Here is an 11,516-nt window from a genome sequence, read left to right on the forward strand (position 1 = left end):
TCATCCGCCACGCCGTCCACTCAATCCTGGGGCAGGGCGCGCCGGAGCCAGCCCGCATAGTGCTGGGCGATGGCAGTCACCCGGCGGCGCTCGGAAGCCGGGTCGTACCAGGCCCCGCCCGAACTCGACGGGACCGCGGAGAGCTGGGGATGACGCGCGAGAATCTCGCCCCGACGTCCGATGAGCAGGGCCTCGCCGTCAAGATAATCGCTCTGCGTGCCACCGCCGAGGCGGCCACGTCCGCCGTCGCCACCGGCATAGGGATTGATCGAGAGACCCGTGATCCGCACCAGTAGCACGGGCCCGCGGCCGCCGAGCCGGTCGGCGAATTCAGCTTTCAGGGCGGAAAGCAGATCCTCACGCAGCGCCAGGGCCGGAACGCCGCCGCCGAGGGCAAGCAGGGGTCGGACATCGACGTCGACGCCGGCCAGGCGCTCGCCGCCTAGGCTCGGCAAGTCCTCGGCCCAGGCCGATCCGAGCAGTGCGACGAGACCGAGTAGCGGAGCCGCTGCCCGGAAGGGGCCCAACCGCATGGGCGGCTCAGCCGCCGTACTGGACGGCGACGACCTCGTAGGACTTTCCGCCGCCCGGCGTCGTCACTTCGACAGTGTCGCCAACGCCCTTGCCGATCAGCGCGCGGGCGATCGGGGAGGTGATGGAGACCAGGCCGGAGCGCACGTCCGCCTCGGGCTCGCCGACGAGCTGATAGGTCTTCTCTTCCTCGGTGTCCTCGTCGAGGAGCTTCACCGTGGCCCCGAACTTGATCTTCGTCCCGGAAAGCTTCGACACGTCGATCACCTCGGCGCGCGAGATCATGCTTTCGAGCTCCAGGACGCGGCCCTCATTGTGGGACTGCGCCTCCTTGGCGGCATGGTACTCGGCATTCTCCGACAGGTCGCCCAGGGCGCGGGCCTCGGCGATGGCCTGGATGATCCGCTGGCGCTCCACCTGCTGGCGGTGCTTCAACTCCTCCTCCAGCGCTGCGTAACCGCGCACCGTCATCGGAACCTTGTCTATCGTCATCGTCTCGCGCCACAATGAATAAGCCCGGCCGGAGCGTGCCGCTCCTTCCGGGCCAGAGTAAATTACTCCCGAACCGCCAACAACACGGCTTCCGTTCAATACGGATGCCGCGAGAGAATTCAGGCCGCGAAGTATTCTTGCAAAGCGCGGACCTTGAGATCGCCTCCAAGATAGGCCTTGATCCCTTCGGCCGCCGCCATCGCTCCTGCAAGAGTGGTGTAGTATGGCACTTTATGCAAGAGGGCCGCGCGGCGGAGGGACCGGGAGTCCGAGAGCGCGCCAGCACCCTCGGTGGTGTTGAAGACGAGCTGAACGTCGCCGTTCTTGATCGAGTCAACGACGTGCGGCCGGCCCTCCAGAACCTTGTTCACCCGCTCCGTCGGAACGCCCGCATCGGCGAGATAGCGCTGGGTGCCACCGGTCGCGATGATCGAGAAGCCCAACTCAGACAAAAGCCGAATCGCCGGCAGGATGCGCTCCTTGTCGGCATCGCGCACCGAGACGAAGACCGCGCCGCCCTTCGGCACCAGGGTGCCCGAACCCAGCTGGCTCTTGGCGAAGGCGACGCCGAAGCTCGAATCGAGACCGATGACCTCGCCGGTGGAGCGCATCTCCGGCCCGAGCAGCACATCGACGCCGGGGAAGCGGGCGAACGGAAACACCGCTTCCTTGACGGCGATGTGATTGAGGACCTTCGCCTTCAGGTCAAAACTCGCCAACGACTCGCCGGCCATCACGCGGGCGGCGATCTTGGCGATCGGATCGCCGATCACCTTGGCGACGAAGGGCACCGTCCGCGAGGCGCGCGGGTTCACCTCCAGCACGTAGATCGTGCCGTCCTTGATGGCGTACTGGACGTTCATCAGGCCGCCGACCTGCAGCGCCAGGGCCATGGCCCGGGTCTGCCGCTCCAGTTCGGCGATGATCTCCGGCGACAGCGAGCGCGAGGGCAGCGAACAGGCGGAATCGCCCGAGTGGATGCCCGCCTCCTCGATGTGCTCCATGATGCCGGCGATGAAGACGTCCTTGCCGTCGCAGAGGGCGTCGACGTCGATCTCGGTGGCGTCCGACAGGTAACGGTCGAACAGGAGCGGGTTCTTGCCCAGGACCGTGTTGATCTGTCCGGTCTTGTCGTTGGGATAGCGTGCCTTGACGTCCGACGGGATCAGGCTCGGCAGAGTGTCGAGGAGGTAGTCGGCGAACTGCGCCTCGTCGCGGATGATTGCCATGGCGCGGCCGCCCAGCACGTAGCTCGGACGTACCACGAAGGGCAGGCCGAGATCCGAGGCGATAAGCCGGCTCTGCTCCACAGAGTAAGCGATGCCGTTCTTCGGCTGCTTCATGCCGAGCTTGTCGAGGAGACGCTTGAACTGGTCGCGGTCTTCGGCGAGGTCGATGGCATCCGGCGAGGTGCCGAGGATCGGCACGCCGGCGGCTTCCAGGGCGCGGGCCAGCTTTAGCGGGGTCTGCCCGCCGAACTGCACGATGACGCCGTGGAGCGTCCCGGCCTGACGCTCGGTCTCGATGATCTCGAGCACGTCCTCCTGGGTCAGCGGCTCGAAATAGAGCCGGTCGGAGGTGTCGTAGTCGGTCGAGACCGTCTCCGGGTTGCAGTTGACCATGATGGTCTCGTAGCCGGCCTCGGAGAGCGCGAAGCAGGCATGGCAGCAGCAATAGTCGAACTCGATGCCCTGACCGATCCGGTTCGGGCCGCCGCCGAGGATGATGACCTTCTTGGCGTCGGTCGGGCGTGCCTCGTCCACCACCGTGCCGGCGAAGGGCGCCACGTAGGTCGAGTACATGTAGGCGGTGGGCGCCTGGAACTCGGCGGCGCAGGTGTCGATGCGCTTGAACACCGGGCGCACGCCCAGGGCGCGGCGCGCCGCCCGCACGCTGTCCTCGTTGGTCTTGGCGAGCACGGCCAGGCGGGCATCGGAGAAGCCGGCCGCCTTGAGCTGGCGCAGCGCCCCGGGGGTGTTCGGGATGCCGTGGGCCTTGACCCGGTTCTCCAGGTCGATGATCGCCTGAAGCTGTTCCAGGAACCACGGATCGATCTTGCAGGAGGCATGGACCTCCTCGTGGCTGACGCCGAGGCGCAGGGCTTGGCCGACCTTCAGGAGGCGATCGGGCGTCGGGGTTCCCAGGGCGGCCTTGATGGCGTTGTGGTCGTCGCCCTTGCCGAGTCCCTCGATCTCGATTTCGTCGAGACCGGTGAGGCCGGTCTCGAGGGAACGCAGGGCCTTCTGGAGCGATTCCGCGAAGCAGCGGCCGATCGCCATGGCCTCGCCCACCGACTTCATGGCGGTGGTCAGCGTCGGCTCGGCGCCGGGGAACTTCTCGAAGGCGAAGCGGGGAATCTTCGTGACGACGTAGTCGATCGACGGCTCGAACGAGGCCGGTGTCGCGCCGCCGGTGATGTCGTTGGCGATCTCGTCGAGGGTGTAGCCGACGGCGAGCTTGGCCGCGACCTTGGCGATCGGGAAGCCGGTGGCCTTCGAGGCCAGGGCGGAGGAGCGCGAGACGCGCGGATTCATCTCGATGACGATCATCCGGCCGGTGGCGGGGTCGATCGCGAACTGGACGTTCGAGCCGCCGGTCTCGACGCCGATCTCGCGCAGGACCGCCAGGGATGCGTCGCGCATCACCTGGTATTCCTTGTCCGTGAGCGTCAGAGCCGGCGCGACGGTGATGGAATCGCCGGTATGGACGCCCATCGGGTCGATGTTCTCGATGGAGCAAACGATGATGCAGTTGTCGTTCTTATCGCGAACGACCTCCATCTCGTATTCCTTCCAGCCGAGGACGCTCTCCTCGATCAGGACCTCGTTCGTCGGCGAGGCGTCGATGCCGCGCTCGACGATGTCCAGGAATTCCTCGCGGTTGTAAGCGATGCCGCCGCCGGTGCCGCCCATGGTGAAGGAGGGGCGGATGATCGCCGGCAGGCCGACTTCGGCCAGCGCGATCAGCGCCTGCCCGATGGCGTGCTCGCCGTAGCGCTTGCGCCGCTCGGACTCGCCCCGGTGCCAGGTCTTCTCGAAGGCGGCGAGGGCGGCGGCGCGGGCCTCGCCCTCGTTCGCCGCCTCGATGCGGGCGACCTCGGCCAGGTACTTCTCGCGGTCGGCCTTCTTGGCCGCCGAGGCGTTGGCCAGGGCCGATTTCGGCGTCTCCAGGCCGATCTTGGTCATCGCGTCGCGGAAGAGGTGGCGGTCCTCGGCCTTGTCGATCGCCTCGGTGGTGGCGCCGATCATCTGGACGTCGAACTTCTCCAGAACGCCCATTTTCTTGAGGGACAGGGCGCAATTCAGCGCCGTCTGGCCGCCCATCGTCGGGAGCAGGGCGAAGCCGCCCGGAATGGCGTGGCGTTCTTTCTCGATGATCTTGGCGACAATCTCGGGCGTGATCGGCTCGACGTAGGTCGCGTCCGCCATGTCCGGGTCGGTCATGATCGTGGCCGGGTTCGAATTCACCAGCACGATCCGGTAGCCCTCCTCGCGGAGGGCCTTGCAGGCCTGGGTCCCGGAATAATCGAACTCGCAGGCCTGACCGATGACGATCGGCCCCGCACCGATGATCAGGATCGAGGAAATGTCGGTGCGTTTCGGCATCGGGCGCCTTGGCTGCAGGCACGCGCGCCCGGCCATGCGCGGTGCCGGAGAAGCGGCACGGGCCTGGGGGCGCTAGCGGCGTGGATTGTCGTTGATCCTGGCACTTACACGCAGCCCGCCGCCATTGGAAGGGCGCGGGCCGAAGGTGAAGCGCTGAAGCGTCTCAGAAGCCCAGGTAGAGAGCCGAGACGGCGCGGTCGATGGACAGGTAGAACACCCCGAAGGCGACCACGGCGGCGGCGGCGAATTCGAGTGCCGCATTGGAGAGGGTCTGGCTCCGGCGGAGCATCTCGCGGCCGAAATACAGGCCAATCCAGGCCAGCGTCATCACCACCGGTAGCGCGAACAGGAAGGACCAGGTGCTCTCGACGCGGTCGAGGCTCGCGGCCGGGTCGATCAAGGCGCGGATGTTGCGGACCCACGGCGCATAGCAGGCCGAGTAGAGGGCGGTCATCCACGCGAGGCTGACGGCCACGCCGAGATGGAACGTGAAGAGGCGATGCAGGCGCGAGAAGTCGTCGCGCGCGTCGTCGAACGTCATGTGGAAATCCCCGGCAAGCGTCGGAACCGACCCGGCGACGATCTTCGAACGCCGTCCTTAGCGGGCCGTTAACGATGCCGGGATGCCCCGGAATGCCGGATTTTTTGTGACGCGGCGGGAACCTTCTCGCGGTTGGCATCGCCTGCGTGCAGGGCTGGCCTGCCGCCGCCGCGGTGGCCGGAAGGGGCATCGCCTCCGTCCGGCCATACGAATCAGTCGGCGGTGGTGACCAGGGTCTCGGGCTTGCCGGCCTTCATCAGGGCGACGAAGCGCTCGAACAGGTAGTGGCTGTCCCGTGGGCCGGGCGAGGCCTCCGGGTGGTGCTGAACCGAGAAGGCCGGCCGGTCGGTGAGGGTGAGGCCGCAATTGGAGCCGTCGAACAGGGAGACGTGGGTCTCTAGCGCCGTCTCGGGCAGGCTCGCCGGATCGACCGCGAAGCCATGATTCATCGAGACGATCTCAACCTTTCCTGTGGTCTTGTCCTTCACCGGATGGTTCGCCCCGTGGTGGCCCTGCGCCATCTTCACGGTGCGGCCGCCCAGCGCCAGGCCCATCAGCTGGTGCCCGAGGCAGATGCCGAAGGTCGGCACCTTCTCGGCGAGCAATGCCCGGATCACCGGGACCGCGTATTCGCCGGTGGCGGCTGGATCGCCCGGGCCGTTCGAGAGAAACACGCCATCGGGCTCCATCGCCATGATCTCGTCGGCGGTGGTGGTGGCGGGCACCACGGTGACGTCGCAGCCGGCCTCGGCCAGAAGCCGCAGGATATTGCGCTTCACGCCGTAGTCGATCGCCACGACCTTGAGGCCGGTGCCGGGCTTGCGGTCGCCGTAGCCGGCCTTCACGTCCCAGATGGTCTGCGACCATTCCGAGCGCTCACGGCTCGTCACCGGCGGCACGAGGTCGAGACCTTCCATCGGCGCGAGAGCCGCGGCGCGGGCCTTCAGGGCCTCGCGGTCGAACCGGCCCTCCGGATCGTTGGCGATGACGGCGTTCGGCATGCCGTTGTCGCGGATCAGGGCGGTGAGCGCCCGGGTGTCGACGCCGGTGATGCCGACGATGCCGCGGGCCTTGAGCCAAGCGTCGAGGTGGCTCGACGAGCGCCAGTTCGATGGCTTGGTCACGGCGGACGCGATCACGGTGCCGCGCACGCCGGAGGCCGGCGCCGCATCGAGGCTCTCAAGGTCCTCGTCGTTGGTACCGGTGTTGCCGATATGCGGGAAGGTGAAGGTGACGATCTGGCCGGCATAGGACGGGTCGGTCAGGATCTCTTGGTAACCGGTCATCGCGGTGTTGAAGCAGACCTCACCGTCGGCGGTTCCGGTCTGGCCGATGCCGAAGCCCTCCAGCACGGTCCCGTCCGCCAGGACCAGAAGGGCTGTAGCCAGGGGCTCGGCCCAGGGAGCGGGGGGCGCGGGCACGGCAGGCGTCTGGACGCCATCATCTTGCAGCATCGGCGTGATCTCGCTTATGTCCGGCCGATCCCGGCGCCGTATAGCGGCGCATGCGGGCGGCTTGTCGTGCGGCGCTCATAGCGAGCGTGCCGTGTTAGGGTCAATGTGGCCCTCGCGTCGGTGCGTCTCAAGAACCCTGGTTCGCGCAGCAATTCGCAGACCACGCCGTTGATCCGCTGCCCTGGGTTCATTTTTCAGGAGTCACACGATGCTGCGCGCCCGTCTCACCACCGAGATGAAGGAAGCCATGAAGGCCGGCGACAAGGCGAAGCTCGCCACCGTCCGGATGATCCAGGCCGCCTTGAAGGACAAGGACATCGAGGCGCGCGGCCTCGGCAAGGAGCCGGCCTCTGAGGAGGAAATCCTCGCGCTCCTGCAGAAGATGATCAAGCAGCGCAACGAATCGGCCGCTGTCTACGACCAGGGTGGCCGGCCCGAGCTCGCCGAGAACGAGCGCAACGAGGTCGCGATCATCGCCGGCTTCCTGCCGCAGCAGATGGACGAGGCCGAGACCCGGGCGGCCATCGACAAGGCCGTGGCCGAAGTGGGCGCCGCCGGGCCCAAGGACATGGGCAAGGTCATCGCCGCCCTGAAGGGCGCCTATGCCGGCCGCATGGACTTCGCCAAGGCGAGCGGCCTCGTGAAAGAGGCGCTGAACGCAAAGGCCTGAGGGCGTCCCAGCGCCCCGCATCGGCGTTGGGGACTCTTTAAGCCCGGGTCGCTAAGATGGGCGGCCGCAGAGGTCCGGTTCTTGCCGTGCGTTACCCGCCCCACATCCTTGAAGAGATCCGTGCGCGCCTGCCCGCATCCGATATCGTGGGGCGGCGCGTCCGGCTGAAGAAAGCGGGCCGCGAGTGGCGCGGTCTGTCGCCGTTCAATGCCGAGAAGTCGCCCTCGTTCTACGTGAACGACCAGAAGCAGTTTTATCACTGCTTTTCCTCGGGCAAGCACGGAGACGTCTTCACCTTCCTGATGGAGACGGAGGGCTTGAGCTTTCCGGAGGCGGTGGAGCGTTTGGCGGCGGAGGCCGGCGTGACCCTGCCGGCGCCAAGCGCCGATGCCCGCGAGCAGGAGACCAAGCGCGCCGGGGCCTTCGACGTCATGGAGATGGCCGCCGCGTTCTTCGAGGAGCAGCTGCGCGGCCGCGCCGGTGCGGAGGCACGCGCCTATCTCGACCGGCGCCAGCTCGGCTCGGAGACCCGGAGCCGCTTCCGTCTCGGCTACGCGCCCGGTGACCGCTACGCTCTGCGCGACCACCTCGCCGCCAAGGATGTCGACCGCGACCTGATGGTCGAGCTCGGTTTGCTCGTGGCCGGCGAGGACATCCGCGTTCCCTATGGCAAATTTCGCGACCGGGTGATGTTTCCGATCGCCGATTCGCGCGGGCGCGTCATCGCCTTCGGCGGCCGGGCGATGCAGAAGGACGCCAAGGCGAAGTACATGAACTCGCCGGAGACGCCGCTCTTCCACAAGGGGCAGCTCCTCTACAATCTGCACCAGGCCCGCAAGCCTGCGCACGATCGCGGCGTCATCATCGCCGTCGAGGGCTACGTCGACGTCATCGCCATGACCCTGGCGGGCCATCCCAACGCGGTGGCGGGGCTTGGCACGGCGCTCACCGAGGAGCAGATCGGCCTTCTCTGGCGCAACGCCGACGAACCGATCCTATGCTTCGACGGCGATGGCGCCGGCCAGCGTGCGGCCTTCAAGGCCCTCGATGTGGCGCTGCCCGGCCTGACGCCGGGCAAGTCGCTGCGCTTCGCCATGCTGCCCGAGGGCCAGGACCCCGACGACCTCCTGCGCGCCGAGGGAAAATCGGCCATCGACCGGGTGCTCGACGCGGCCCGGCCCCTCGTCGAAGTGCTGTGGTCGCGCGCCACCGACGGGGCGCCGCTCGATACGCCCGAGCGGCGAGCCGGTCTCGCCAAATCGCTGCGCGAGATGGTCGCCTCCATCCGCGACGAGACCGTGCGGGGATTCTACCGGGACGAGATCGAGGGCCGCCTGCGCGCTCTCTCTCCGCAGGCCGCCTCCGGGCGCCGCGGCCCCTGGGAGCCGCGGGCGGCGTCCGCGCGACCCGCCTTCCAGCGCCAGCCCCGTCCGGGCGATCCGCCACCCTCGCCGCGAATCACCACCAAGTTCAATCCGCTCTATGCCGGCGAGACCAGCGCCTCCGGCCCGGTGGCGTTTCGCGACCGCGAGGCGATGATCGTCTCCAGCCTCCTCGTCCACCCCGAACTGCTCGGGATCGAGGCGGAGGATCTCGCCGAGCTCGAACTGGGCGACCCGGATGCGCAGGCGTTGCGCTCCCTCCTGCTCGACAGCCACGCCGACGCGGATCAGCCCGGCGTCGCGGTTCTGGACAGCCGATTGAAGCGGGCCGGGCTCACGGAAGCCGCCTCCCGGCTCGCCAGTCATGTGCGCCCGGGCGATCGATGGACCCTTGACGCGCATGCCGATCCTGTGCGTCTCGAAGACGCATTGCGTCAGGCCGTGATCTTGCACCGCAAGTCTGGAGCGCTAAATAGCGAACTCCGCTTGGCTGAGCGGGCCCTGGTCGAGGACGAGACGGAGGCGAACTTCGCTTGGCTGTGCGACGTAAAGGCCCGTATGGCCGTCATCGCTGGTGCGGAGGCGGACGAGGTGGTGCCGGATGAGGCGTCGACACCCTGAGACGTGCACCGCGAATGAATTCGGCCGCCATTGGCGGCTCATGGTTAACAATCGGTCAAGCGTCTCGCTTGCATACCGGGATCTGACTTCGACGCGGCTGTCACTTCGGCGGACCGCACATCACATGCATTTCAGCGTCGACGACGCGGAGTGAGCGACATGCTCCCGCGCGATGCTGACACGACAACCATAGGCGGACCATGGCGACGAAGGCAACGGAACGGGACGAGACGGATGCTGCTCCGGAGCAACAGACCGACGGGCCGCTCCTCGATCTGACGGATGCCTCCGTCAAGCGGATGGTGAAGCTCGCCAAGAAGCGCGGCTACATCACCTACGAGGAGATCAACGAGGTTCTGCCCGACGGTCAGTCCGACCCAGACCAGATCGAGGACGTGCTGTCGCAGCTCTCGGAGATGGGCATCAACGTCGTCGAGGCGGAGGAGACCGAGGAGACGACGGAGGCTAAGGGCAACGGCGAGGCCGACGACGAGGACGGGGCGGAGGGGACCGAGGTCGCCGAGATCGCCCCCACCAAGCCCGTTGCCCTGCGCGCCGAGACGACCAAGGAGCCCACCGACCGCACGGACGATCCCGTGCGCATGTACTTGCGCGAGATGGGCTCCGTGGAGCTCCTGTCCCGCGAGGGCGAGATCGCCATCGCCAAGCGCATCGAGGCCGGTCGCGAGGCGATGATCGCCGGGCTCTGCGAGAGCCCGCTGACCTTCCAGGCCATCATCATCTGGCGCGACGAACTCGTCGACGGCCGGGTGCTCCTGCGCGAGATCATCGACCTCGAAGCGACCTATGCGGGCCCCGACGCCAAGAACGCGATGCAGATCGCCGACGGTACGGAGGAGAGCGAGGACGGCGAGGGGGATGCGCCGACGCCGCCCGAGGGCGACGACGAGGACGACATGGAGAACAACGTCTCCCTGGCAGCCATGGAGACCGAGATCAAGCCGCGCGTCCTCGAGACGTTCGACAACATCGCCAACAATTACCGTAAGCTGCGCAAGCTGCAGATCGAGCATGCCGAGCTCAAGGCCTCGGGCGGCACCCGCACCGATGCGCAGGAGCGTAAGCAGGAGGAGCTGAAGGACGCCGTCGTCACCGACGTGAAGTCGCTCTCCCTCAATGCCAACCGCATCGAGGCCCTCGTCGAGCAGCTCTACGACATCAACAAGCGCCTCATCTCCCATGAGGGCCGCCTGATGCGCTACGCCGAGAGCCACGGCGTCGCCCGCGACGAGTTCCTGCGCCACTACCAGGGCTGGGAGCTCGACCCGAACTGGATGGAGCGCGTCGGCAGCCTCGGCGGCCGTGGCTGGAAGAACCTCGTCGAGAAGGGATCGAGCGAGGTCGCCCGGCTGCGCGAGCAGATCCTGACCCTTGCGTCGGAGACGGGCCTCGAGATCGGCGAGTACCGCAAGATCGTCAACATGGTCCAGAAGGGCGAACGCGAAGCCCGCCAAGCCAAGAAGGAGATGATCGAGGCCAACCTGCGCCTCGTGATCTCGATCGCCAAGAAGTACACCAACCGCGGTCTGCAGTTCCTGGATCTGATCCAGGAGGGCAACATCGGCCTGATGAAAGCCGTCGACAAGTTCGAGTACCGCCGCGGCTACAAGTTCTCGACTTACGCCACTTGGTGGATCAGGCAGGCGATCACCCGCTCGATCGCCGATCAGGCCCGCACCATCCGCATCCCGGTGCACATGATCGAGACGATCAACAAGATCGTCCGGACCTCGCGCCAGATGCTGCACGAGATCGGTCGCGAGCCGACCCCGGAGGAGTTGGCCGAGAAGCTGGCCATGCCGCTGGAGAAGGTGCGCAAGGTTCTCAAGATCGCCAAGGAGCCGATCTCACTCGAGACCCCGATCGGCGACGAGGAGGACAGCCATCTCGGCGACTTCATCGAGGACAAGAACGTCGTCCTGCCCATCGACGCGGCGATCCAATCTAACCTGCGGGAGACCACGACGCGTGTGCTCGCCTCGCTCACGCCCCGCGAGGAGCGGGTGCTGCGCATGCGTTTCGGCATCGGCATGAACACCGACCACACCCTCGAGGAGGTCGGCCAGCAGTTCTCGGTAACCCGCGAGCGCATCCGGCAGATCGAGGCGAAGGCTCTGCGCAAGCTCAAGCACCCGAGCCGCTCGCGCAAGCTGCGCAGCTTCCTCGACAACTGACATCTTCGTTTGCGCCGGCTCGCCC

General features: G+C 67.1%; 8 protein-coding genes. 3 read left to right on the top strand and 5 right to left on the bottom strand.

What is annotated here, in order from left to right:
- Positions 1 to 20: 20 nt before the first annotated feature.
- The 5 genes from ASG51_RS02625 to carA all read right to left on the bottom strand — a co-directional run bounded on the left by ASG51_RS02625 (position 21) and on the right by carA (position 6,623).
- Positions 21 to 533: a hypothetical protein gene (locus ASG51_RS02625; RefSeq protein WP_056353182.1), complete on the bottom strand. Its 513-nt coding sequence runs from the start codon at positions 531 to 533 to the stop codon at positions 21 to 23.
- A 7-nt stretch (positions 534 to 540) separates the two neighbouring features.
- Positions 541 to 1,017, bottom strand: coding sequence for a transcription elongation factor GreA (gene greA / locus ASG51_RS02630; protein ID WP_181017364.1), 477 nt, complete (start codon positions 1,015 to 1,017; stop codon positions 541 to 543).
- A 125-nt stretch (positions 1,018 to 1,142) separates the two neighbouring features.
- Positions 1,143 to 4,628 carry a carbamoyl-phosphate synthase large subunit gene (gene carB, locus ASG51_RS02635; protein WP_056378861.1) on the bottom strand — a complete coding sequence of 1,162 codons (3,486 nt, stop codon included), beginning with the start codon at positions 4,626 to 4,628 and terminating at the stop codon, positions 1,143 to 1,145.
- Positions 4,629 to 4,791: 163 nt separating this feature from the next.
- Positions 4,792 to 5,169, bottom strand: a complete 378-nt coding sequence (locus tag ASG51_RS02640) for a hypothetical protein (RefSeq protein WP_056218810.1) — start codon at positions 5,167 to 5,169, stop codon at positions 4,792 to 4,794.
- A gap of 212 nt (positions 5,170 to 5,381) precedes the next feature.
- Entirely contained in the window at positions 5,382 to 6,623 is a 1,242-nt protein-coding gene (gene carA, locus ASG51_RS02645; RefSeq protein ID WP_056273425.1) for a glutamine-hydrolyzing carbamoyl-phosphate synthase small subunit, read from the bottom strand.
- A gap of 208 nt (positions 6,624 to 6,831) precedes the next feature.
- Here carA and ASG51_RS02650 point away from each other — a divergent pair, with 208 nt between their 5' ends.
- The 3 genes from ASG51_RS02650 to rpoD all read left to right on the top strand — a co-directional run bounded on the left by ASG51_RS02650 (position 6,832) and on the right by rpoD (position 11,491).
- Positions 6,832 to 7,293 (top strand): GatB/YqeY domain-containing protein, encoded by a 462-nt coding sequence (locus ASG51_RS02650; RefSeq protein WP_056218815.1) that lies wholly within the window; start codon positions 6,832 to 6,834, stop codon positions 7,291 to 7,293.
- An 86-nt stretch (positions 7,294 to 7,379) separates the two neighbouring features.
- Positions 7,380 to 9,296 (top strand): DNA primase, encoded by a 1,917-nt coding sequence (gene dnaG, locus ASG51_RS02655; RefSeq protein ID WP_056378863.1) that lies wholly within the window; start codon positions 7,380 to 7,382, stop codon positions 9,294 to 9,296.
- Between the two features lie 200 nt (positions 9,297 to 9,496).
- Positions 9,497 to 11,491, top strand: coding sequence for an RNA polymerase sigma factor RpoD (gene rpoD / locus ASG51_RS02660; protein WP_056353193.1), 1,995 nt, complete (start codon positions 9,497 to 9,499; stop codon positions 11,489 to 11,491).
- Positions 11,492 to 11,516: the final 25 nt, after the last annotated feature.

This window comes from Methylobacterium sp. Leaf465 (assembly GCF_001424705.1).
Taxonomy (GTDB): domain Bacteria; phylum Pseudomonadota; class Alphaproteobacteria; order Rhizobiales; family Beijerinckiaceae; genus Methylobacterium.